The 25,016-nt window shown below is 49.8% G+C and carries 18 protein-coding genes and 2 pseudogenes; 6 read left to right on the plus strand and 14 right to left on the minus strand.

What is annotated here, in order from left to right; all coding sequences use genetic code 11:
- Positions 1–36: 36 nt before the first annotated feature.
- Positions 37–1,044 carry an LLM class flavin-dependent oxidoreductase gene (locus tag LAQ65_RS11305; protein ID WP_224117075.1) on the minus strand — a complete coding sequence of 336 codons (1,008 nt, stop codon included), beginning with the start codon at positions 1,042–1,044 and terminating at the stop codon, positions 37–39.
- A 72-nt stretch (positions 1,045–1,116) separates the two neighbouring features.
- On the opposite strand from LAQ65_RS11305, the gene LAQ65_RS11310 reads away from it, so the two are divergent.
- Complete coding sequence (locus LAQ65_RS11310) at positions 1,117–4,233, plus strand: GEVED domain-containing protein (protein WP_224117076.1); 3,117 nt, start codon at positions 1,117–1,119, stop codon at positions 4,231–4,233.
- A gap of 428 nt (positions 4,234–4,661) precedes the next feature.
- Here LAQ65_RS11310 and LAQ65_RS11315 read toward each other — a convergent pair whose 3' ends face one another.
- A complete protein-coding gene (locus LAQ65_RS11315; protein WP_224117077.1) occupies positions 4,662–5,387 on the minus strand; it encodes a hypothetical protein in 726 nt (241 codons plus the stop codon).
- A 225-nt stretch (positions 5,388–5,612) separates the two neighbouring features.
- Here LAQ65_RS11315 and LAQ65_RS11320 point away from each other — a divergent pair, with 225 nt between their 5' ends.
- Positions 5,613–7,325: a GMC oxidoreductase gene (locus LAQ65_RS11320; protein ID WP_224117078.1), complete on the plus strand. Its 1,713-nt coding sequence runs from the start codon at positions 5,613–5,615 to the stop codon at positions 7,323–7,325.
- Positions 7,326–7,393: 68 nt separating this feature from the next.
- On the opposite strand, the gene LAQ65_RS11325 is transcribed toward LAQ65_RS11320, so the two are convergent.
- Together LAQ65_RS11325 and LAQ65_RS11330 are read right to left on the minus strand one after the other, a co-directional pair.
- A complete protein-coding gene (locus tag LAQ65_RS11325) occupies positions 7,394–8,017 on the minus strand; it encodes a response regulator (RefSeq protein WP_224117079.1) in 624 nt (207 codons plus the stop codon).
- 2 nt (positions 8,018–8,019) lie between these two features.
- Positions 8,020–10,008, minus strand: a complete 1,989-nt coding sequence (locus tag LAQ65_RS11330) for a tetratricopeptide repeat-containing sensor histidine kinase (RefSeq protein ID WP_224117080.1) — start codon at positions 10,006–10,008, stop codon at positions 8,020–8,022.
- A 218-nt stretch (positions 10,009–10,226) separates the two neighbouring features.
- On the opposite strand from LAQ65_RS11330, the gene LAQ65_RS11335 reads away from it, so the two are divergent.
- The 3 genes and pseudogenes from LAQ65_RS11335 to LAQ65_RS21175 form a co-directional block, all read left to right on the plus strand.
- Positions 10,227–11,603, plus strand: a complete 1,377-nt coding sequence (locus LAQ65_RS11335) for a hypothetical protein (protein WP_224117081.1) — start codon at positions 10,227–10,229, stop codon at positions 11,601–11,603.
- A gap of 3 nt (positions 11,604–11,606) precedes the next feature.
- Positions 11,607–12,293 (plus strand): porin family protein, encoded by a 687-nt coding sequence (locus tag LAQ65_RS11340; protein ID WP_224117082.1) that lies wholly within the window; start codon positions 11,607–11,609, stop codon positions 12,291–12,293.
- A gap of 647 nt (positions 12,294–12,940) precedes the next feature.
- A pseudogene (locus LAQ65_RS21175) lies at positions 12,941–13,054 on the plus strand (hypothetical protein); the annotation flags it as partial.
- 337 nt (positions 13,055–13,391) lie between these two features.
- On the opposite strand, the gene LAQ65_RS21180 reads toward LAQ65_RS21175, so the two are convergent.
- Positions 13,392–13,823, minus strand: a complete 432-nt coding sequence (locus LAQ65_RS21180) for a glycine cleavage T C-terminal barrel domain-containing protein (protein WP_224117084.1) — start codon at positions 13,821–13,823, stop codon at positions 13,392–13,394.
- On the opposite strand from LAQ65_RS21180, the pseudogene LAQ65_RS21185 reads away from it, so the two are divergent.
- Positions 13,812–13,967: pseudogene (locus LAQ65_RS21185) on the plus strand (GMC oxidoreductase); the annotation flags it as partial. The gene LAQ65_RS21180 and the pseudogene LAQ65_RS21185 sit on opposite strands and share 12 nt — an antisense overlap.
- Here LAQ65_RS21185 and LAQ65_RS11355 read toward each other — a convergent pair.
- From LAQ65_RS11355 to LAQ65_RS11395, 9 genes are all read right to left on the minus strand, one after another.
- Positions 13,960–14,709: a hypothetical protein gene (locus LAQ65_RS11355; protein WP_224117085.1), complete on the minus strand. Its 750-nt coding sequence runs from the start codon at positions 14,707–14,709 to the stop codon at positions 13,960–13,962. The pseudogene LAQ65_RS21185 and the gene LAQ65_RS11355 overlap by 8 nt on opposite strands.
- Positions 14,710–14,739: 30 nt before the next feature.
- Positions 14,740–15,546 carry an SDR family oxidoreductase gene (locus LAQ65_RS11360; protein WP_224117086.1) on the minus strand — a complete coding sequence of 269 codons (807 nt, stop codon included), beginning with the start codon at positions 15,544–15,546 and terminating at the stop codon, positions 14,740–14,742.
- A gap of 63 nt (positions 15,547–15,609) precedes the next feature.
- Positions 15,610–16,449 (minus strand): AraC family transcriptional regulator, encoded by an 840-nt coding sequence (locus LAQ65_RS11365; RefSeq protein ID WP_224117087.1) that lies wholly within the window; start codon positions 16,447–16,449, stop codon positions 15,610–15,612.
- Positions 16,450–16,537: 88 nt separating this feature from the next.
- A complete protein-coding gene (locus tag LAQ65_RS11370) occupies positions 16,538–17,098 on the minus strand; it encodes a sarcosine oxidase subunit gamma (protein WP_224117088.1) in 561 nt (186 codons plus the stop codon).
- Between the two features lie 4 nt (positions 17,099–17,102).
- A complete protein-coding gene (locus LAQ65_RS11375) occupies positions 17,103–19,778 on the minus strand; it encodes a 2Fe-2S iron-sulfur cluster-binding protein (protein ID WP_224117089.1) in 2,676 nt (891 codons plus the stop codon).
- Complete coding sequence (locus LAQ65_RS11380) at positions 19,775–20,116, minus strand: sarcosine oxidase subunit delta (protein WP_224117090.1); 342 nt, start codon at positions 20,114–20,116, stop codon at positions 19,775–19,777. The genes LAQ65_RS11375 and LAQ65_RS11380 overlap by 4 nt, the downstream gene beginning before the upstream one ends.
- Positions 20,091–21,350 (minus strand): sarcosine oxidase subunit beta family protein, encoded by a 1,260-nt coding sequence (locus LAQ65_RS11385; protein ID WP_224117091.1) that lies wholly within the window; start codon positions 21,348–21,350, stop codon positions 20,091–20,093. Before LAQ65_RS11385 ends, LAQ65_RS11380 begins: the two co-directional genes overlap by 26 nt.
- Complete coding sequence (locus tag LAQ65_RS11390) at positions 21,347–23,770, minus strand: GcvT family protein (RefSeq protein ID WP_224117092.1); 2,424 nt, start codon at positions 23,768–23,770, stop codon at positions 21,347–21,349. The genes LAQ65_RS11385 and LAQ65_RS11390 overlap by 4 nt, the downstream gene beginning before the upstream one ends.
- Positions 23,770–24,984: an aromatic ring-hydroxylating oxygenase subunit alpha gene (locus tag LAQ65_RS11395; protein ID WP_224117093.1), complete on the minus strand. Its 1,215-nt coding sequence runs from the start codon at positions 24,982–24,984 to the stop codon at positions 23,770–23,772. Before LAQ65_RS11395 ends, LAQ65_RS11390 begins: the two co-directional genes overlap by 1 nt.
- Positions 24,985–25,016: the final 32 nt, after the last annotated feature.

Raw genomic sequence — 25,016 nt, forward strand, 5'->3', positions numbered from 1 at the left:
GTGAATTTCCGCACATTCAGATTTTGACTGTTATTATTATTTGCTGGCAATTAGCTCCTGCATGATCCCGGCCACTATGCGGTATGAAGTCAAACGGTCTGCCGGATGATAGGCACTGGTGGCCACCATCAGTTCAGAAACACGGGTCTCCTCTAAAAACGCCCTGAGCCCGGTTTTCACAGTTTCCTTACTGCCAATGAACGCGTATTTCATCATCTGTTGCAATGCAGGGTTTTGCCTTAACTGGCGTAGCTCCTCCGTCATTTCTGTTGGTTCCTGCAGGTAATCCATCTTCCCGGTAATAACACCCAGGACCATGCGGATATAAGAAGTGGAAAGCCTTTCTGCTGCTTCATCAGTATCCGCTGCGATCACATTCACGCAGGCAATAGTGTAGGGTTCACGCAGGAAAGCCGAAGGCTGGAATTCATTGTGGTATATAGCCAGTGCTTCCAGCAGCGCACCGCTGGAAAAGTGACTGGCAAATGCATAAGGCAGGCCTTTATTGGCAGCCAGCCGGGCACTGTCGGTACTGGAGCCTAAAATATAAATGGGAACGGCTATCCCTTCGGCAACGTTCACACGAACTTTTTCTGTAGCATTTTTCGGGGAGAAATATTGCTGGATCCTGCTGATGTCTTCCGGAAACTGGTAAACGGCCTGCATCCTTTCCGGCCTGATGGCATGCGCTGTAACCTGGTCGGTACCCGGCGCCCTACCAAGGCCAAGGTCAATGCGGCCCGGATATAAACTGCCCAGTGTGCCGAATTGTTCTGCCACAATCAATGGCGAATGGTTGGGTAGCATGATGCCTCCGGAACCTACCCTTATTTTTTTGGTGCCTGCAGCAATATAGCCAATGAGTACAACAGTAGCCGAACTGGCAACACTGATCATATTGTGGTGTTCTGCCAGCCAGAATCGGGTGTAGCCATACTCTTCTGCTTTTTGCGCAAGGTGGAGGCTGTTCCTGAAGGTATCTGACGGTGTGCTCCCTTTGGAAACAATGGCCAGCTCCAGTATTGAAAAGGGTATCTGTATCATTCGGCACAAATTTACTGCCTGCCCGGGTTCCCGTCAACTTGTATTAAGGCGAATAAAAATTTATATTTATCTATGATCCGGATTGTCCGAAAAACCAAAACCGGCTTTACTGCCAGTTGCATAGCAGTTATATTGCCTTGCTTTTTCCTGTTTCCCCTGCAGTTGTCTGCACAAAAAAAAGTTGGCGCCACACCCGTGGACCGCAAGGAGGCAATCAATCTCTCGAAGGTCTTTAAGCAATATGCCCTGTTCAATATCAATACGACCGGGTTGTCTGGTTTTGCTAAATCCAGCGGGAGCGATCCCATCAATTTTGTCCTGGATTTGCCGAACTATGGCCAGCTGCCCATTACGCTGAAAGAAAAAGATATCCTTACCGGCAATTACCAGCTGGTGGTGGGCAATGCACAAGGCAGGCAAAAATCAGGACGGCCAGGTTACAAAACCTATGCAGGCCAACTCAGCAACGACACAGCCAGCAGTGTGTACCTTACCATTTCCGACAGGACCATCTACGGGTTTATAAAAGGACAGGGCAAGGAATATTTCATTGAACCATTACGCTATTTCGATAAAAAGGCTAACCCAAATATTTTTGTATTCTACGAAGCCCATGATGTGGTGCCCCAATCCGGGATTACCTGCGGGTTAACCGAAGTGGCGCAAAGAAATTTTACTGCTTCGGTTTCGGTCCACATGCAGACCCTGGCGGGTACAGCCACCGGAACCTGTAAAATGGTGGAACTGGCCATTGCTTCGGATGCCTCCATGGTGGCAAAATACAGTTCAGCAGCTGATGTGGAAGAACACAATATCAGTGTGATTAATATGATGGTGGGACTCTATGGCAATGCCCAGATCGGCACCCAATACCTGGAGTTTAAGATCAGTGGCCAGTACATTTCCACCAATGCAGCAACGGATCCCTTTACACCGGCCTATAGCGGCCCGGATGCCGCAATCCTGCTCAGCAATTTTACCAGCTGGGGAAATGCCGGCAATTTCGGGTTTTCCTATGATTTGGGAGAAGTATGGACTGCCAGGGATATCGGTACAGAAACTTCACCGGGCTCAGGTATCTATAACTATGGCGTCATTGGACTGGCATGGGTTGGAACCCTTTGTTTATTCTACCGGTACCAGTTATTGGAAGATGCGCTTTCTTCCAGCCTTGGACAGGCCGTGACCGCTGCCCATGAAACCGGTCACAACCTGAATGCCCAGCACGATGCCACATCCGGATATATCATGTATTCCTCTATCAATGCAACTTCTCCTGCCACCACCTTCAGTTCCGCCAGCCTTAGTGCTATGAACACCTATCTTGGTGATCCATCCGTCACCTGTTTAAATAGTTGTAGTGTCAATCAACCCGTTGCACAGTTCAACATGTCCAGCAAGACTATCTGCACAGGTAATAGTATAACTTTTTCCAATTACAGCGTTGGGGAAGTAAGCTCAATTAGCTGGAACTTCCCTGGCGGCAGTCCGGCCAGTTCCACGACAGCAAACCCAACAGTAAGCTACAGCACGCCGGGTAGCAAAACGGCGACCCTCACTGTAACCAATGCCAGTGGCACCAGCTCCGTTTCGAAAGATATCTTTGTGGGAAATCCGCCCACAACTGGCTGCCAGCAATTCATTACAGGAAATAGTGAATATGCCACCATTTTATCTTTTTCTTTAAAAGGAATCCAGCACAATAATGGCAGCTATTTAATAGGCGGAAATTACCAGGATTTAGCCTGTACTGATAATACCCTGCTGGAACCGGGTACCACTTATACCGTTTCAACCACTGCAGGATACCTGGGTGGACCTTTTGATATTAAAAACAAACTGCAGTTATTCATTGATTACAATAATGATGGCGATTTTTTAGATGCGAATGAAACCATTTATACTTCACCCACTTGCATACAGGGCAAATACAATTTTAGCTTTACCACCCCGGCCACTGTTCCGGTAAAGGGAACATGGCTGCGGCTTCGGTTCATAGCCATGCCCTGCAGTTTAGCCCCTTCAAATGGCTGTGCCATTCCAACGAATGCACAGGCAGAAGATTACGCGGTCTATTTTGCAGATGTTTGTCCCGCTTTGATCCTTCCGACTGCAGCAGACCAGGCTAGTGTAGCAGTCAGCGGGGCTGGTACTACAACTATTACCAGTGCCAGTTGCGGGCTCATTGCTTCCCTTTTACCCAATGGTGCCAATCCCGTCAGCGGACCCGTGGACGGTAAAGTGTGGATTGAACCTGGTGTGCCTTTTTATGCAGGGCAACCTTATGTAGCCAGGCATTACCAAATCACCCCTGCCACCAATTCAAGCACAGCAACCGGAACGGTGACCCTGTATTTTACACAGGCGGAATTTGATGCCTATAATGTCGCACCGGACAATTATGCCAACTTACCGGCAGGTCCGTCAGATGCTGCGGGCATAGCGAACCTGCGGGTTGAAAAATTTCCCGGCACCAGCAGTGATGGAAGCGGATTACCGGCAACCTATACCGGCACGCCATTAATGATTGATCCCAATGATGCATCCATTGTTTGGAATAGTACGCAAAGCCGTTGGGAAGTCAGCATTGATGTAAGCAGTTTCAGCGGATTTATTGTTCACGGCAGTATATATGCACTACCCTTGCGGCTATTGTCTTTCCATGCAGCCAGGCAGGACAAAAATGTGCTGCTGGATTGGCTGACAACAGCAGAGTCGGGTGTCAGTCATTTTGAAATAGAGCGCAGTACAGATGGTGTTAAGTACCTGGTGGTGGGCCAGGTGGCCGCTCAAAATGTGCCAGGAGATCAGTTATATCGCTATACCGATCTGAATGCTGCAGCCATGGGTGCAGGTTCCACAATCTATTACCGGTTGAAGATGGTGGATATAAGCGGAAAGTTTACCTACAGTGATATAAGGCGTGTTGCACTTGAGGGAACAGCATCCATCAGCATTTATCCCAACCCGGTGCATAGCACCTTGCTGGTGCAAATGCCGGTTGCCCCAGCCGGAACATTATCTTTAAGGTTGGTTGACCCGCAGGGCCGCAACATCAAAACCTGGAATTATTCCACTGCGGCGGGTTTGCTGCAGCTGGATGTGCAGGCGGTTCCTGAAGGTATTTACTACCTGGAAATCAGGCAGGGTAGTAGTGAGCATAGAGTAGTGAAGGTGGTAAAGTTATAGTGGCCGTTCCTTCATTTGATAATATTTTTAACTGAATCACATGGAACGCAGGCAATAGAGGTTACATAGTTTGAGCCATGCGTAAAGCTATTTATTGCCGCAAAGCAAATCCCTGTCTTGCTATCTTTGAAATAGTATAATTTACTTGAATCAACTTGTTTAGGTATGCTATTATGCTGGCATCCGGCAATTAATACCGAAGCCGATAGCAGTAGGACTAAAACTATTGTTGCTTTCATGGCTTCATTACAATTTTAGCAGTACTACACCTTTCGCCATGTTGTAAATTATACAGATAATTACCGGCGAAATATGTATTACCAGTAAGGTATAAACTATTATTGGAATTGTACCTGGATGGCTAAAAAGGCAAAGGGTTCCAGTTTCCTGAAACCCTTTGAAAGCAATTATTTCATGCCAGCCCGGCATCATTTTATTACTTTGTACAAACGGGTTGTGGGCGGGCTGTCTACCCCGGCATCCGTCATGATCTTTTTTAATTCCGGTGAAGACATCCTGGCTTTTGCTTTTGCCATATCACTCACTTCAAATAAAATAGATACGGTGTTGGAATCATTGAGGTCGCGGGCTATACCCCGATCGATCAATCCATTGGCACTCCTTGTGGCGGCACCTTCAGCATCAAAGACTTTTAACCAGGCACTATAATCTTTTACATGATGGGTGACAGCTATACCGTCGGTGTATTGTAGTGGGGCATCGCTGCTGCGTACCATTTCTGCATAGGTAAATGCGGGCGGACTGCTTACTCCAGCCTTCTTCATCGCTTCTTTAAGGCCAGGCTGTGCGTAAAAAGCTTTCGCTTTATCCATGTCCTCTATTTTGTCGATTACAAATACGGTGTTGGAATCCTTTGCATTCCGGCTTATCATAAAGTGCGTGATGCCAAAAGGTTGACGCAGTGAATCCCGTTTAAAATAATCGGCCATTGATTTCTCAAAATCCTTCACCTTTTGCTGGATAATAACGACTTTGAATGGCGTAAATACGGGTTTTGCTTCAACCGGCGGTGCGGGGCTGGTTACCGCTACAGTAGTATCTGCTGATTTGGTTTCTTCCTTTGGCGGCTGGTTATTGCAGGAAAACAACAGTACAACAACTGGGACAGCAAGCATTGCCGGGATTCGTTTCATTATTTATTATTTTGAATGAGTAAATGCAACTTAAGAATTACCTGCAGCTAATCTGTTTCAAGGGGCGGGAGTAAGAAGGATGGTATAGTAATTTACTGCATATTTGAGGAAATAAATAATTTCAATTTTAAAAATAAGTTTCATTTTGTTTGCCTTTCCAGGTACTGATGTTTTGGTATTCCACAGCCATCATTTATTGCTATAAAAAAAACAATACGTTTTACAATGCCCGACCCCATCTCGCTCAACCTGAAGTCAGCAGACCAGCATACTTACGACGCTATCGTCATCGGCTCTGGCATAAGCGGGGGCTGGGCTGCCAAGGAACTCTGCGACCATGGACTGAAGACCCTGGTGCTGGAGCGCGGAAAGAACGTCGTCCACAAGAAGGATTATCCCACATCGCTTAAGCATCCCTGGGAGTTCGAACACCGCCTGGAACTGACCAGGAAAATAGTGGAGGAGAACCCCGTCGCCAGTAAATGCTATGCCTTCGATGAGAGCGCCCAACATTTCTTCGTGAAGGACAAGGAGCATCCTTATGTCCAGGAAAAGCCCTTCGATTGGATCCGGGGTTACCAGGTGGGAGGGAAATCGCTTATGTGGGGCCGTGAGACGCAGCGCTGGAGTGATTTCGAGTTCGGGGGTCCGGACCGCGACGGCTTCGCGACCGACTGGCCCATCCGCTATAAAGACCTGGCGCCCTGGTACAGCCACGTCGAAATCTTCGCAGGCATCAGCGGCAACCGCGATGGTATCGAGAACCTTCCTGACGGGGAATTCCTGCCGCCCTGGGCCTTCAATTGCGTGGAAGAGAGTATGCGCGACCGCTTCAACACGCACTACAAAGAGCGCCGCATGATCGTGGGCCGCTGCGCCCACCTGACCGAGCCGAAGGAGATTCACCTGAAACAGGGCCGCGGTAAATGCCAGGCCCGCAATATCTGCCATCGGGGTTGCCCTTTCGGCGGTTATTTCAGTTCTAATTCCTCCACACTGCCCTGGGCCATGGCTACAAGCAACCTTACCATACGTCCCGATGCGGTCGTGCATTCCATCATCTACGATGAAGCGAAGGGGAGGGCTACAGGCGTACGGGTGATCGACGCCCAAACTAAGGAAACAACCGAATATTTTGCCCGGATCATCTTCGTCAACGCAGCCTGCCTGAACAGCAACCTTATACTGCTGAATTCCACCTCCCGCCGGTTCCCCAATGGGCTGGGCAACGACTATGGAATCCTGGGCACTTACCTGGCTTTCCAGAACTATCGCGGTATGATCACCGCAGATATCGATGGACCTTCCGACAAATATTATTTTGGCCGCCGCCCGCTGGAGATGCTGATCCCAAGTTTCCGCAACCTGCGCAAACAGGAAATGGATTTCCAGCGGGGCTACATCACTTTCTGGGCAGCCGGCCGCAACCGCGCCGATGCCGAAGGTTTAGGTGCCGGGTACAAGGATGCTGTTACGGAAGCGGGTAACTGGACTGCCTATATGTCCATGCAGGGCGAGGTCATCCCCACCGCTGCGAATCATGTCCGCCTCCATCCCGACCTCAAGGATCCCTGGGGCATACCCCAGCTGGTAACAAGTGTAGGTTATACGGAGAACGATGAAAAAATGCTGAAGGACTTCCTGCAACAAAGCGCCGAGATGCTGGAAGTATCGGGAGCTAAGAACATCAGGCCCACCGACCTTAAATGGTCCCCCGGCCTCGACATCCACGAGATGGGCGGCTGCCGGATGGGCAGGGACCCGAAGACTTCCATGCTTAACGGCTCCAACCAGCTTCATGCCTGCCGCAACGTCTTCGTCACCGATGGCGCCTGCATGACTTCGACGGGCAACCAGAATCCTTCACTCACCTACATGGCCCTGACAGCGCGGGCGGCCAGTATTGCCGTGGATCAACTTAAGAAGGGTGAATTGTGACCGGCCTTGCCCCAAAAGAGTATAAAACAACAATGGTTTTGGTAGAGACAGGAATTCGGTTTGGCCGGCTAAATAAGTTTTCTTTCCACGGCAAGCCTGATAAGCGTTGCCGTATTTTTTACATCCAGCTTGGCGAGCAGGTTTTTCCGGTGGCTATCCACCGTAAATGAACTTAAAAATAATTTCTCCGCTATCTGGGGATTGGTATAGCCCTCAGCAATAAGTCCTAAAATTTCTTTTTCCCGGCGGGATAGTTCCGGCAATTGGGGACCCGAAGATTTTTGATATTCTTTCAACGCATCTCCGGCTTCTCCACTAAAATAAATCCCGCCATTGTTTACCGTTTGGATGGCTTTCAGCAGTTCGTCTCTTGAACTGTTTTTTAAGATATATCCGGATGCTCCATTCTCCATCATTTTTTTAATATAGATCCCCTGGTTAAACGTGCTTAATCCAAGTATGAAAATGCCGGGGTATTTATTTTTTATAACCGAACAAAGTTCAATTCCATCCATCTCCGGCATATTGATATCCATCAATAACACATCGGCAGTATTATTAATAAAAAACCCCAGGCAGGATGATGCATTCATAGCATGGCCTGCCCATTCGATCCCCTTCTCATTTTGTAACAATGAATGAAGACCTTCAATAACAACCGGATGATCATCCACTATAAATACACGAATCATAGTTATATATTAAATTCAATATTCACTAATGTTCCTTTTCCGGGTGCAGTATGTATATCCAACTGGCCCTTTAAATAATCTACCCTGCTTTTTACATTTACAAGTCCGGCACCCTGGTTATTTCCCATTGTGGACGAATCAAATCCAATTCCGTTGTCTTCCACTACCACATTTAGCCTTGGTCCTTCTTTTATGAGTTGTACAAAAACTTCCGATGCCCTTGCATGTTTCATCGCGTTATTCACCAACTCCTGTACAATGCGGTAAATAATAATCTCTGTTGAATTTTCTAGCCGGACATCCATGCCAACAGACTGGTACTTTAAGCTAAGGAGTCTGGTGGAATTTATGGTATTGCAATATTCCTTTACTGCTTCATCCAAACCATACTTAGTAAGCATTTCCGGCATCATATTATGGGCCACACGCCGCAGTTCACTGATAGAAGTATCTATCATATCCAATGACCGTTCAAAAACAGCCATATTTTCCGGGGTTATAATCATATTGCTTTTCATATTGCTTAATGAGAATTTTACACCTGATAACAAACCACCCAGCCCGTCATGCAAATCCTTAGCCAAACGACTCCGTTCGTCTTCCTGCCCCTTCAACATGGAGTCAAGGGCAACTAACTGTTTGTCTTTTTCCAATGAAAGGATTTGTTCCTTATGCAGTTCCTCCTGCTGTTTTGCCAAAAGCTGACGATGGTGAAGATTTCGGTAACCTAAAAATCCGGCCAATAAAAGTGCAGTTAATAAGCCGGTCAAAATATAATTAAGTGTTGACTTCTGCTTCAGGGAAAGAGATTGTGCCAGCCTGTCTTTTTCCAACAGTTCAATTTCACTTTGCTTTTTCTCATTCTGGTATTGAGCTTCAACCTCTGCTACTTTTTCACTGGTAGAAGCTTTGAATAAAGAATCACTCAGGGTAAGGGCTTTCGAAAAATATTCGCTGGCCTGCCTGTAATTCCCTGCACTTTGTTCTATCTCTGCCCTTATACGGTATATTTCATTCAAATTTGCCCTTGCCCCCACTTCATTGGCAAGCTTTTCTGCCTGGGAAATAAATTTCAGTGCCTTGTCAGGTTCATTCAGGTTATGGTAAATTGTAGCAAGCTTGCTTGAAATCTCGCAAAGATGAAACTTGTTTGCAAGTTGAAGTGAATAGCGGTATGATTCCTGGAAATTCGTTAAGGCAGGCTGGTATTCTTTTTTTTGTAAAAAATACCCGCCGAGGTCATCGTAAGCAGTAGAGACCTGTTCTATATCGCCTCCCCTTTTTGCCATTGGTATTGCCTTCTGTAATGTTTCATAGGCTTTATCAAATTGAGCAAGTCCATAATATGCATTTGCCAGGTTCAGCAAAGCATTTGTACCTGAAAAATCATCTCCAATGCGCATCGCAAGTGAATACCCCCTGGTGCCATATTCCACAGCTTTTCTATATTCTCCCTGTTCATACAACAGCATTGTAATATTTGCATATAATCCTGCCAGGTTGTTTTTGTCGGCACAGGTTTCCCAAAGGCGGGCGGATTGCAAATAGTATTCAATTGCCTTTACCCGGTCTTTTTTATGCAGGTAAACATTTCCCATATTCACCAATACTTTTGCTTCCCTAAGCGGATTTTTTTCAAGCCTTGTGTAAATGATAGCCTGTTCAAAAGCCGTTAAAGCGCTATCCATCTTATTCAGCTCGATATAACATACGCCCACATCATTCCATGATGAAATCAGGAGACTATTATTTTTTATTTTTTTACTGAGTATTAATGCCTCGTAATAATATCCCAGGCTTTTGTCCGTGTATGTGGCTTCAATCGTTTCGCCTATATCCAGTAATGTCCTTGCTTTTACTGAATCATTGGGCGCAGTATTGAGTTTATTGAGCAGGCTATCCGGAATATTTTGCGACCTGGCAAACAAGCAGCAAAACAATGCGATCAACATCCCCGCAGGCAATGCATATGATTTAAGGGATATTGTCATCTGTCCGGTTGATAATTGCTATAAAGGTTCGCTTTCTCCAGAACAAAATCAAAGATTCCTGAAAAATTCACCCTTTCAGGTGATTCTTCACTCTTCAACCAAAATCACTGTTTCGGGGGATAGAAGCAAACCCCGGTCGGTTCTACATTTGAATCAGTTCCTTCCCATAAGAAAACATCCTGCCCTGTGTATTTTTTAACAACGTAAAACAGTTTAGTATGAGAATTGCCATCATTCAATCAGGTAAGGACATCCTCCTATTCCTTTCCCTGTTTGTTCTATTAAATAGTTGTAAAAAATCCTTTATACAGGTCCCTGATCAGCCGGATGGCACGCCCGCTATAACAGAGGTTGGCGAACCCGTCGGTGATCCCATAACAAAAACCATTGGCATAAATGGTGGCGAAATCGTCTCTGCGGATGGAAGGCTGCAACTAAGTATACCAGCTGAGGCACTTTTGGGTGACATGGAAATTTCCGTACAACCCATAATGAATGAAGCGCCGGGGGGAACCGGACTCGCGTACCAATTGCTTCCAGAGGGCACCAGGTTCGACAAGCCGGTCACCATTACGTATCACTATTCCGATGAGGACGTCAATGGCAGTCATCCTTACTTCCTTTATATCGCATTCCAGGATAGTACCGGGTTATGGCGCGCTGATCTAAAAAACCGCGACCTGGATACCCTGGCCAAAACAATCAGTATTGCAAGCACTCATTTCAGTAGCTGGTCCCTGATTCAAAAAGTAAAGTTATATGCACCTCAAACAAAATTCACACAAAATCAGACTGGCATCATAGAAGTGCAGATAGCACAAACTGTTGAAGATGATGATTTGCCTCCTTTACCCAAATTGGTGCCTGCCAAAAATGTTGGCAAGTGGAGTCTTACCTGGTTTGGCAGGCCAACAACCGAACATGGTAGGCTCACAGGCAGCGGAAGCAAAGTTACCTACGTTTCACCCGCCCTGATTGAAACGCAAGATTTAGTGCATGTATCGGTTGAAGTGACCGAAAAGGAAACCATTTATAATAGAGGAAAGGAAGTAACTAAACTAGAAAAATTTACGCTCGGTCTTGATCTGGATCTTTTAACAAATAATCATAAGTATACGCTTACTATGGAAATAGAGGATGACCTCGTTAACAACACTGCATACGGGTGGAGCTATACTTATTTTGATCATGCTTCGATGGATATTGAAATAGTAGGGGATAAATCAACGATATCCAATATCCGGAATTTTCATCCACAATTTTATTTAAAAGCTTTGGATGATTTTGAGGCAGTTTCATTGGAAGACAGCGCAAGTGTAGGGGAATTAAATATTACTAAGGTTGAATGTTTTGTAGATGCAAACACAAAGCATGTTTTCAACCTTAAGATACATTCTGAACAGGGTAAATCTCTTGCATATAAGATTAGAAATATAAAGATGCGCCCGCCTGGTGATTGGGAGATATTTAATGGGGACCCTGTTAACCTGGTTTATTCTACAAAAGATTTCGCATTGGAAAACAAAGGCCGTACTATATATGAAGGTTCGGGTATACATTATTTTACCAAATACATACTAAAAACAAAAAATTAATTTATGAAAAAGATATATTCCCTTTTACTGATCCTCTTCCCCGCATTGGTGTTTAGCCAGCAGGATAGCATTGCCAACAATACTTCAAAAAGCAAAAAGGAGAAAAAAGAAGATCGTTCACTGGGATTAGGCATTAAAGCCGGTCTCAATTTTACGAATATAACCAGTGCCGCAGAAATCAATAACACAAGTGAGACGGGCTTCCAGGTTGGCATTTTTCTTGATCCCAGTTCACGTAAGATTTTGGGTTCAAGGACTGAACTCGTTTATTCCAGCCAGGCATATAATTATTCAACCGGCTTAACAACGGGGAATGTCAAGCTGAACTATGTCATGCTGAGCCAGTTAATGGCGATTAATATTACCCGTTTTTTTCAAATTCAGTTAGGTGGCCAGATTGCCTACCTCCTCAATGCTCAGGCTGACAACAGCAAGATGACAACGGGCATTGCATCTATAGATAATGCGCTTAGTTATTATAACCGGATAGATGCCGGGTTTGGCTTCGGTTTGGAAGTGCGGCCTTTTAAAGGAATCCTGGTGGGTGCACGCTACAATATCAGTATGACAAATCTATATAAAATGCCAGATACAAGTATGATTCAAGATAATCCTAACTATGTACCCAGTGGAAGCGGACTGAATTTTAAAAACAACCTGTTACAATTTTACATAGGGTACCGGTTTTAATTTTTTGGGCGTCAGATAATGAATTCATTAACCAAATTGATATAGTAACATGAATTAATCCTACAGGCTTGCGAATTGAACTCACGGATCAGGAAATTTCGATTGGTTTTTGCCATTTGGATTAGTTTTCATGTCAAGAATTAGATTAAAAAAACGGCAACCAGGCATCCGGAAAAAACAGGAGGAAAGGAGTAAGTTGGATTATTCAGAACTGCTGTTTATGGACCTAAAAACATGCATTTCTTGCAGGCACACTGCGTAAAACAGGTGCGTCTCCAGAAAAGTCAAGGCTATTCGCTGGTTGATTGTTTGATCAGCCAGTTCCAATTTCCAGAAACGCGATTTCAGGAGCCAAAACGACAAATTTGGGAGCGTTTTGCAACTTATTTTTCCTTCCTTTTGTATCCCAACTGTCCTTTATCACCTGCCTGGCTCTGCCGGTTGAAAAAGGGTTGATACCGTTGAATCACCGTTTTGTGTATTGGATCTGAATATTTGGAGCGTATGTTAATAATCTACAATTATGATCCAGGAACACATTTTCTTCAACGCTCAAAAATCGATCACTCGTGTCCGAATTGCCGATATAGTGTTCGTAGAGTGCAACCACCCCAACATACGGATTTTTTGTACCGAGCAAATTACCTGCCCACATGTTTGTGCGCATTCACCGGTCCTGCCTCGTTTCTATTGCCCATATCAGTTTTTATAGGGATGGTATTGTTCACCTGGGCGATGTTGAAATCCCTGGATATCTTTAACCGGTTCATACCCTAAGCGCCTGCCCGCCCGGCTTACCGGGAGGAGCTGCCCCGGTAACCAGCGCTTAATGATTCAGGTTATGCCAGATTGACGGCTAATGGCCTGGCCGTTTTTCTGGCAAATTGTGGGAGTTTGATGAGTGTATTTAAGGACCACTTAAGGACCACATGAAGACCATGTGAAAATTCCGCAAAATGCACTCCCGCTGCCCGCAAATAACAGTAAATCCAATTTTTGTAAAACTGAAAAATGACAAAATGTCTAAAGCAAATGATAACGTGATCACTCGTAACATGAGTGGCTCGCCACTTTCCGTGGCTTGTATTGGTTTGAGGCCTATCTGAAGCCTTCAATAAGCCTTCCATTTGCGTTCCATAAGTGAATTTGAAGCCTGCCGGAAGCCCTCTGGAAGCCTGGCGGAAGCCTAATCCAGGCCGCCGGGAAGCCTAAATAAGGCCTAATTAAGGCCGAAAAATTTATACCCACTCCGCAGCCGCGTCTACCAGCGCCTTCCACAAGTGCAAAGCGAAAGAGCTTCGGGCCATGACACGGTAACGAAACGGGGCAAAATGCCATCCGGTCCAGGCCACCGGCCACCAGTGCCCGGGCAAATGCAAGCCCAAGCATCGGCGAATAGTATGAACTGGTCACAAAACCGGTGTGCGGGGTTTTGCCCTGCTCATCCGGCCCTGCATTAAGTACTGTGATGTATGCGCCTTCCGGAATCACTTCATCAACGTTCTCTGGCAGCAGGCCAACCAGCTTCATGCCTGCCCCAACGTCTTCGTCACTGATGGGGCCTGTATGACTTCCACGGGCAACCAGAATCCTTCACTCACCTACATGGCCCTTACAGCGCGCGCGGCCAGTATTGCTGTGGATCAACTTAAGAAGGGTGAATTCATCAATTAAAATCCTGGTTGAAATCCAGAATGAAAGTACCAATATTTGGATCCGCATTGGTGAACAACATTACCACTTCAAGATGATTCCATTGGTGGTTTCCCAGTTGTGTGGCAAGGCTGGAGAAATGCGTGTCGTTGCTGTAATTGCCAGATGCATTCAACACCTGGTTTCCCCGCCAGACGCTGCCAGCCAGTTTTTGTGGGCCGCCCACGGTATACCAGTATGATCGGTCAACAGCAAATTGTTGCCAGGATTGATCCAATTTAAAAAAGGAAAAATGCGGATCGTCAGGACGCATGCCACAAAAAGCAATCAGGCCCGACTGGTCATTCAGGATAACTCTTGGCAGCCAGTTGTTATCGGAAAAACTTACGGGTGCCGAATCTGTGTAACTGTCTGCCAGCTTGAAATTGGCAACAAAAGTTTTGTCCCACTTGATTTTCCTGGCTCCAATCATTACAGACGAAAACAGTGTTATGCTATAGGTCGTTTGCTCCTGCGGTAAATGGTTAAGTGAGGTGCGAAGCCTGTTTTCTATCCTGTCAAGTTTTATACTGTCTGTTCCATTTGCAGATTGCCAGCAAACAAAAGCCGAGTCAATTTTTTCCAGCGGAAAATAACTGTTATTCATTGCTATAGTGAGGTACCTTTCCTGGCTACTGCCTGGTTTTGTTGTTTCCTTCTTACAGCTTTCGCAATAAAAAACCACCAGCAGAAGCAGTAATAAATAAGTTCTTTGATTGTTCATGAAGTATAGTTTTTGGTTGTAGAAATTGTATCAATTGGAAGTTGGTGAAGCCGCAGCTCCGGCCAGGATGCCGCCGTCTATATTGAGTTCTATCCCGGTGATATAACTGGCTTCATTACTGGCAAGGTATACGGCAGCATAAGCTACATCCCGGGGTGTTCCGAATTGTTTCAGCGGTATCTGTGCTGCCATGCGCTGAAGCTGAACTTCCGGGTCCTCTATGGGATTCAGCATCTGCTCCCACATCGGTGTTCGGATAGCTGCGGGATGAATAGAGTTGCAGGTGATAGGATAATTTTTTTCTGCACAGTACAAGGCAACAGATTTGGTGTGATTGCGAATAGCCGCTTTACTGGACGCATAGGCTGCTGCATGGGGAATGCCCACGATGCCAGACCGTGACGAGATGTTGATGATGGCTGAATGTGTCTTGTTTTCTTTCATGGCAGCAATGCCATACTTGCAACCCAGGAAAGTGCCGGTCAGGTTTGTTTGGTGTACCTGGAGCCAACTGTCAAGTGTTGCCTCTTCAGGGTTTTGTGCGCCCAGTGGCAGGTGATAACCTGTTACGCCGGCGTTGTTGACCAGGATGTCCAATTGACCGGTGGAGCTTTTTATAGCCGCCAGGGCATTTTCCCAGCAACGCTCCATGCGCACATCGAGCTTAAGATAGTAGCTATTCTTGCCAAGTGTATTAACTGTTTCAACACCACGTTCATGGTCAATGTCGGATAGAAATACCACCGCACCATTGCAAAGGAGTTCCCTGGCGATTGCTGCACCAATGCCCTGTGCTGCACCCGTAACAAGCGCTACCTTATTTTGAAGTCTTTTCATACCCTGTTTTTTCACAAAATTGATGTATGGCGCTACCTGGAAATTGTACAGGTGCGACAATCGTCAATGCTTTTTGATGTTGTAGTTCCGGAAAAAGCGGAACGGTGCCAGTGGCGAATAAAAGCGAAAGGTTTTGATGAAATGCGCCTGATCGGCAAAGCCGCCGATGTATGAAGCATCGGTTACAGAAGTATTGGGACTACGGGCATAATGATCCAGCGCATTAGCAAGCTTTTTCAGACGCAGGTATTCCTGTGGTGTAAGATCAAAGTAGGTATTGAATTGCCGTTCAAGTTGCCGGATGGTGATATGGGTTCGCTTCGCTAGCCGGGCAACCGAAGTATTGTCAGGGATTGCGCCTTCGATTGTTTGCAGCCATTGAAAATTTTCGTCCGGCTTTTTGTTGATCAGCCTGGCCATTGCCTGCTGCGCAATGCTGATATTGTCTTCAAACGATTGTGTTTTATTCAGTTGACTGAAAAGTGCCCAGCTGTCTTCGCCTGCAATTTCTTGTAACGGGAAGATCCTGTCCTGCCAGTTTGTATAATCGTGCAGGAAGCTTTTGAACAGATGTTGCTTTATTCGCACAACGAAAATCCTCGCGCCTGGCGAAACCTGGAATTTCCGGGTGATGGAGGGCTGTCCAAACAAATAAGACTTTGATAGGATAGCTTCCTCCGTTTCATGGATGGTTGTTTTTGCTTCTCCGTGCAAATAGAAAACCAGTTCGCAGCCAGGAAACGGCAGGATTGCACGGGTAAAAAGGTTTGCCGAATCTGGAGAAAAAAGCACTTCACAGTAAAAATCCACGAGGACCTTGTCGTCCCCCTGGGGCTGATAGATCTGGTAAGTAAAATCGGTATTTGAAAACCCGAAATGCACTATCGATTTATTTATGTGCATAAAAATAAATGCTTTTCCTTAAAGCCAGCCGGCCGCAAAATCAGCCATTTAAAATGCCTGAAATTGAAATGAAGAACATTATCCCTGCTTATACCCACTCCTCCGCCGCGTCTACCAGCGCCTTCCACAAGTGCAAAGCGAAAGAGCTTCGGACCATCACACGGTAACGAAACGGGGCGATATGCCATACGATCACCGGCGCCTTCGCCATCAGTCCCTGGGAGACAGTTCCAACAGGGAAACTTTTTTCCCGGAGGTCCTGCTCCCAAAGATGGGCGAGCACTTCACGGGCGCCTGGTCCTTCAAGTTCAATGGTCGTCCGCTGGCCGCTGACATCTACTGCGCTGAAATGGTGGTCTTGCAACAGGAGTGGTGCCAGCTGCTGCACAGCTTCGGGGTATTCTACAAGTAGCCACCAGTCCGGCGCAAGGCACAAAGCATACGCATCACCACCAGGTACTTTACCTGCAAAGATTTGGCCCGGCTTCCCCGGCAGCGCCATATCCAGCGCTTCAGCAACTGCGGCTTGTGCAGGGCTCGCGGGCGCCACACGAAGATCAATGGTGTGCAATCCGGGCAATTCACGGATCGCCACGGTTGCGGCGGTTCCTACGTTCATTCCTTTCAGCGGACTGTGTTTCGTGATCATATAATTAGTCTCTTCTAAGGTTCTCCTTGTCAATGAATACAGCGTCGCAGATGGTGGCGCGCAGCAGATTTTTTCCAACAGGAACAACAACATCTTCCCCCATCCGGTCCAGGCCACCGGCCACCAGTGCCAGGGCAAATGCACGCCCAAGCATAGGCGAATAGTATGAACTGGTCACAAAACCGGTGTGCGGGGTTTTGCCCTGCTCATCCGGCCCTGCATTATGTACTGTGATGTATGCGCCTTCCGGAATCACTTCGTCAACGTTCCCTGGCAGCAGGCCAACCAGCTGCAGCCGCCCCGCTGCCTTAAGGTGGGGCAACTGGAAGGAACGCTTTCCGATGAACTCCTTCTTTTTGGAAACAACCCAGGACATGTTCAGGTCATACGGCGTTTGCGTGCCGTCGGTATCCTGCCCGACAATAATGTACCCCTTTTCCGCCCTCAGCACGTGCATGGTCTCTGTGCCATAGGCAGTGAGCCCATAGCCAGCTCCAAGCGCCCAAAGTCGTTCCCAGATATGGCGGGCATAGCCCCAGGCAACGTTGATCTCGAAGGCCAGCTCCCCTGAAAAGGAGATGCGGGCAATGCGCACCGGTATATCGTCGATCGTCGCCTCCCTGCTGTGCATGAAGGGAAAGGCGGCTTTGGAGAGGTCAGTGTCTTTCACCAGTTCCTGCAGGAGCTGCCTGCTTTTAGGACCCACCAGCGCAATCGTCGCAATATGCTCGGTTACCGAAGTGCAATAGACTTTCAGGTCAGGCCACTCCGTCTGCAGCCACTCTTCCAGCCAGGCCAGCACCCTGGCTGCACCGCCTGTGGTGGTGGTCATCAGGAAATGGTTTTTACCCAGCCGGGTGGTGACGCCGTCGTCAAAGACGATGCCGTCTGCCTTGCACATTACGCCGTAACGGCACTGCCCTTCCGGCAATGTCGAGAACATATTCGTATAGATCCGGTCGAGGAAAACAGCAGCGTCAGGTCCCTGGATATCAATCTTTCCGAGGGTGGAAGCGTCCATCACGGCCACACCCTCCCTGGCTGCCACGCACTCCCGCCGGACGGCAGCTTCCATGCCCTCCCCGGGCTCCGGGAAATACCAGGGTCGCTTCCATTGCCCCACATCCTCGAATACGGCCCCGGCTTCCACATGCCATTGGTGCAGCGGGGTGATGCGGATGGGATCGGAAAGCGGTCCGCGTTCCCTTCCGGCCAGTGCAGCAAAGGGCACCGGCACATAGGGTGGACGGAAAGAAAGGGTACCCACATCACCAGGTGACAGGGCATTTAGCTGGCATAGTGCACCGATAGTGAGCATGCCGCTGGTCTTGCCCTGGTCGTGGGCAGTACCTATGGTGGTGTATCGTTTGATATGTTCGATGCTGTGCAAGCCTGCCCCAACGGCACGGCGCAGCTCATGGAGGGTGGCATCGCGCTGCAAATCGATGTAGGCGTGCCTCGACTGCTCCTCATCAAGTGCCGGACCGAAGTATACCGATGGATCGTCGTCGCCACCGAAGTCGCCGGCCAGCATGCCGGCGGTGCGGAGCCGGTCAGTTGTGTGGCTGACCAGGAAGGCTGCGTGTTCCGCGCTCCATTTCGGCTTGATGCCGATATGGGTCGCCAGGTCTACTATAGGTGTCCAGCCCCCGGATACGGCGAGCAGGTCGGCCGCTATTTGAATGGTTTCGTTTGTATCGAGGTCACGAATGATGACATTATCCAAAGCTCCTGCTGTATTGGAACCCGTGTCGAGCACCGTAGCGCGGAAACGGACCGGAATCCCCGCCGCCCTTGCTGCATCAACACTGGGCCCTCCGGCCCCGGGCCGCACATCATAGATGCCTTGCACCGTTACGCCTGCTTTATGCAGCCTGAGCGCATCGCGATAGCCCTGGTTGTCAACGGTAGCCACCACGGCAGTCCGGAAGCCCCGCACCCCATGTACCGCAACATAGGTCGCTGCCGCATGGGAGAGCAGGATGCCAGGCCTGTCGTTATTCGCAAAGATCAAGGGGCGCTGGAATGCCCCGGTTGCCAGCACAACCTGGTCGGCACGGATATGCCAGACCCTTATGCGGGCGCGGTTGGCCGGCGCGGCATTCCCCAGGTGGTCGCTTCGCCGCTCAATGGCGACAATATAATTCTGGTCATACAGGCCTGTTGCCGTGCACCTGCACAGGTAAGTAAGGTTTTTATGCGCCAGAACCTCCCGCAGGGCAGGGGGTAGTTCCTGTCCAAGCTGCCGGAGGTGACCGCCGGGCCCTGGCTGGTCGTCGATCAGCATCACCTCGCGACCTGCACGCAAATGCTCCTCCGCTGCCTTTAGTCCCGCAAGACCTGCCCCGACCACCAGCGTATCCACATAGCGATTGGTTTTGTCGTAGCGGGCTTCTTCGGGGTGGTCTGGCAATGCACCGATGCCGGTAAGGCTGCGTGCCGCCAGTCCCGCCGCCACTTCTATCACCGTGGCCGGAAGCATCGATTCCATGGTTCCTGATACCAGCTGTACCAGGGCATTGGGTTCCTCAACGCCCAATCCGACAACCCCGCGTGGACGGCCATGATAAGTGCTGTTGGTGATGGTCAGCAAGCCACTGCGCAGCAAGGCTGCAGCCATCGGCTCACCGGGATGCCCCTTGTAGGACTTGTCATCAAAACTGAATGAAATCTCGCTCATACCCTTGGGCCCTCCTGCCCGATGTTACCGGGTGCTTTTGGTTTTGTGGTGAAGGGAAGCCATGCCGGCCCGATCTCATGGGTGATGGTGTTGCGCCACAGGTTGAACCAGCGGCCACAGCCGGCATAATGCACCCAGCGCTCGGCAAGCCAGCCCTTGGGATTGGCACGGATATGAAGGTACTTCGCCCATTCGCTGTCGGTCAGCGTATTGGGTTCGGGGTAGGCTACCCCGGCCTCAGCGCCATAATGAAACTCGGTTTCATTGCGCAGGCCACAGTGGGGACAAGGTATATACAGCATAAATGTAGTTTTAATGGGCAACTCCGGCTGCTCCATGTTCGTCGATGAGATGCCCCGTTTCAAAGCGGTCGAGCGCAAAGGGGCGGTTCAATTCATGTGGACGGCCATTTGCCATCGTATGGGCCATCACCCAGCCCGAACCGGGCGTGGCTTTGAAACCGCCTGTTCCCCAGCCGGTATTGATAAACAGGTTCTCCACCGGCGTGAGGCCGATAATGGGCGAGGCGTCGGGAGCGATATCAACGATCCCGCCCCAGGTCCTTAGCACCTGCGCGCGGGCGAAGATGGGGAACAATTCCAGCGCAGCCGCCATCTGGTGTTCAATCACATGGAAGCCACCGCGCTGGGAGTAGGAGTTGAAGGCATCGGTTCCTGCTCCCATCACCAGCTCACCTTTGTGGGCCTGGCTCACATAAACATGTACGGCGCCGCTCATGACCACAGTATTCAGCACCTGTTCTAAGAGCGGACTCACCAGCGCCTGCAAGGGCCGGCTCTGGATGGGAATGGAAAATCCGGCGAGTTCGGCCAGCAGCGAGGAATGACCCGCTGCTACGAGTCCCACTTTACCGGCAGCGATAGTGCCCTGGCTTGTATGTACACCCTGGACCCTGTTGTTGCGGATGTCAAAGCCGGTTACTTCGGTGCCCTGGATGATATCCACCCCAAGGTCGCTGGCCGCCTTCGCATAGCCCCAGGCCACCCAGTCGTGCTTGGCGATGCCGCCCCGTGGCTGGTAAGTAGCACCATGTACCGGGTACCGGACATCCTCGCTGATATTGATGATGGGCACCAGCTTCTTCACCTCTGCCGGCGTTAGCCATTCACTGTCGATGCCGTTGAGGGCATTTGCATATAAATTCCGCTTTTTCGATCGCACATCACTGACGGAATGGGCCAGGGTCAGCACCCCACGCTGGCTGAAGAACATTTCATAGCCGAGGTCTTCTTCCAGCGTTTCCCATAATTTCAGGGAATGCTCGTAAATGGCCGCCGATTCATCCCACAGGTAATTCGAGCGGATGATGGTGGTGTTGCGGGCGGTGTTGCCGCCTGCAAGCCAGCCTTTCTCCACAACGGCGATATTGGTCAGGCCATGGTTCTTAGCCAGGTAATAGGCGGTTGACAGTCCATGACCACCACCGCCGACAATCACCGCATCGTAGGCTTTCTTCGGCTTCACCGATTTCCACAGCTGCGGCGGCTGCTCCGGCAGGGCGGCTGCCTGCCTTCGCCCGATCGTGCCGGGGGATAATGTATCGTTCATCATGATTTTAATCTTGTCATTTGTGGATCGTACTGTGGATCCTGTCCAACAATGGCCGGGTAATCCTGGTCGAAATACCGGATAGTGAGGCCTGTGCCCTGCGTACTCAATGCTGCGGGCACCCAGGCATAAGCGAGTGGCTTGCCAATGGTATAGCCGAAGTAGGCACTGGTCAAATAACCCACCACCTTGCCCTGGTGCATTACGGGCTCCTTGCCCATGACCACCTGCTGCGGGTTTTCCAACACCAGGCATACCAATCGCCTGCTGAGTGCAGCCGGATCAATTGCCTGGAAGGCCTCGGCGCCTATATATCCGCCACCCTTGCGTACCGCAAAGGACAATCCCGCCTCATGGGGGTTGTGCTCACTGTTCATGTCCGTTCCGTAACTGCGATAGCCTTTTTCCAGGCGCATGGAGTTGAATGCTCCGCGGCCGGCTGCTATAAGTCCATATTGCTGCCCTGCCTGCCATAACGTGTCCCAGAGTTTCAGCGCAAGGTCAGCTGTAGTATAGATTTCATAGCCCAGCTCACCTACGTAGGAAAGCCTGCACAACATCACCGGTACATGGCCGAGATAGGTGCTCTTTAGCCTGAAGTAGCCGAGCGCCTCGTTGCCCAGGTCATCCGGGGTCAGGCGCTGGGCGACTTCCCTTGCCTTGGGTCCGAAGAGCCCCAGTCCAACGGTGCCGGCCGTGATGTCGCGTACCTGCACGGTGTCTGGTGCCGCCTGCCTCAGGTAATGGATATCGATATTGCTGTTTACGCCGATGAAAAAATCGCGCTCGCCACGGCGCATGACCGTGATGTCGCTCAGGATGCCGCCACTTTCATTCAGCAGCAGGCAATAGGTGATAGCACCCGGCTTCTTGTGCAGGTTACCGGTTGTCATTCGCTCAAGGAATTCCAGGGCACCCTTGCCGGTGACCTCGATGCGTTTCAGGGTCGTGATATCAAACAGGCCAACGCCTTCCCGCACTGCACGGGCTTCTGCGCCAATAATGGGCGACCAGAATTTTGAACTCCAGGCATCACGCGGCGGACAATCGTACCGGGCAAGGAGGCCGGCATTGGCTTCATACCATTGCGGCCGCTCATAGCCGGCCGCTTCGAGGAAGAAGCCACCGAGTTCCTGCTGGCGCGGGTAGAAACCAGTGGTGCGGATCGGTCGTGGCGACTCCATGGGCTGCAACGGGTGCAGCAGGTCGTACACCTCAACGAAATTCTGTGCACCACGCTCTTCAATATGCAGTGCACCCAACTGGTGGGTTTCAAATCGGTTGACATCGCATTCATGTACGGCCAGTGTTGGATGGCCATTCACGATCCACTCGGCCATCGCGCGGGCTACTCCACAGCCATGGGTGACCCAGACTGCCTCAGCCACCCAAAATCCCTTCAACCCCGCCCATTCACCCATCAGGGGGAAATTGTCTACGGTGAAGGAAAACAAACCATTCATCGATTCTACGATTTCGGCCTGTTTCAGTGCAGGGATGACCTCCGCTGAAAGCTCCATGGCCCCTTTCCAATGTTCTGGCGTGAAGGGTACCTGGCTCGGCATGAGTCCAGCGGGCTCGCCGGGCAGGATGTTCTCCGCCTTAACAGGAAGTGGCTTATGGCCATACCAGCCTACCGCGAGGCTCTGTCCCCGCTGCTTAAAATAAAGGTCAGAACCCTGGTGACGGAGCACGGGCAATTCTGCTTCAGTAGTATAAGTGGCCAGTTCAGGCATAGGCGCCGTGTAGCAGAGCTGGTGCGCCAGGGGCTGTAAAGCCTTCGACATGCCCACCATCGCGCCGATCTTCGGTCCCCAGATGCCGGCGCAGGATACAATAATATCTGCCGGGAATGATCCTTGTGTGGTCTGAACACCGGTAACGCGGCCCTCGCTCTGGTCGATGGCCAGCACTTCACAGTCGGAAACAAATCGCGCACCACGGCTGATCGCCCGCTCACCCATCACTTCATCTGCCAGTATAGCCCGGGCGATCCCGTCATCGGGCACGTATAGTGCACCGAGTAATTTATCGGGAACCAATAACGGATGCAATTTCAACGCTTCATCAGGTGGTATCACACGTGCATTAATCCCGGCGGACTGGGCCAGTCCGGCCCTGCGGTGAAGCTCAGCCAGGCGCTCCGGCGTGGTGGCGATCTCCAGGCTGCCCACCTTCAGGAAACAGGGCTCGCCGTTATGCTGAATACTATATAATTTTTCAACGGTCTGGCGGGCGAACTGCGCCATGGTACGTGACCCATTGGCCTGGAATACAACGCCAGGCGCGTGTGAGGTGGAGCCGCCAGGCTTCCAGAGCGGGCCTTTTTCAAGGACCACTACATCACAATATCCGCGTTCGGTGAGCTCGTCGGCTAAGGAACAGCCAACGATACCGGCTCCTATTATTACAATCTTTGGCATTAGTGCGCCGGTGTTAGGGTGAGTTGATCTTTATACCAGGAGAGGAACTGCTTCACGAGGTATTCCTCGTCGGCCAGCGGACCGGGCATGTAGCCACCAGAGCAAATGCCGCGGTAAGCGCCTTCTGCCAGTCGTTGGTCCTGGGCATTGGTCTGGGTCCAGACCATGGTCAGGTCGTCAACATTATAGTCAACGCCTTCTACCGCATCAGCGGCAACGAGCCATTTGGTCCGTACGAGTGTCCGGTCTACCGATAGCGGGAAGACCGAGAAGGTCACAATATGGTCGCTCAAAAAGTGGTTCCAGGAATTAGGATGGGTCCATAGGGAAAGTCCGCTTCCTTCCGGCCGTTGTAATTTGCCCAGCAGTTTTTTGCAGGCATGTTCCGGCTTCAGGGTATGCGAGATGCACTGGTTGGCCAGCGGCAGCCGCACGGTGCGGAACCAGAGGCCATCCGGGAACTCCTGCAATTCATAGGGCAGGTCGAGGCTTTCCCACTCCCTTTCCTTTTCCTGCAGCGCCTCCTGGAAGCGTCGCTCATCGGCCTGTATATTATCTTTATCGAGTCCCTTGCCAAATCCGGAGCTGTACAGCGGCACCAGCAGTTCGGGGTGATTGCTGTTGCAATGCAGGCACTCCCGGTTATTTTCAATCACCAGCTTCCAGTTGGTGGCTTCTATGATATCTTTCTGGCAGGCTATTTTGGTGGATGGCAAATCGTACGGCGCGAGATAGGGTGTAAGCCTGCTACGCACTTCTTCAATATCGGCGGGTGCGGGTGAGTTCAGGCAAACATAGATCAGGCCACCAATCACCGCAACGTTTATGGGAACCAGTCCGTAATCTTCTTTGTTAAACCCGGGATCCATGCCGCGGGCATGCTTCAGCTTTCCGTCAAGCTCATACGCCCAGTTGTGGTAGGGACAGATGAGCCGCTTACAATTCCCTTTCTCGCCGGCAACCAGTTCATGGCCGCGGTGCCGGCATACATTGTAAAATCCATGCACTTCACCAGTTTCGTTGCGCTGCAGGAAAAAGGACTTTGTGCCGATTTGTAAAGCCACATAATCGCCTGTTTTCGGAAGGTCCGCTTCACAAGCCACATAGATCCATTTGCTGTAAAAAATCCGCTCAAGCTCTTCATTGAATATTTCCGGGCTTGTATAGTAGCGCGCAGGTAGCGTAAGGTTCTCGTCAATTCGGGCTATGGACATAGTCACATATTTTATAATTGCCTTTCAATATA

Origin of the sequence: Flavihumibacter profundi, from assembly GCF_020076305.1 — a bacterium.
GTDB classification, from domain to species: Bacteria; Bacteroidota; Bacteroidia; order Chitinophagales; family Chitinophagaceae; genus Flavihumibacter; species Flavihumibacter profundi.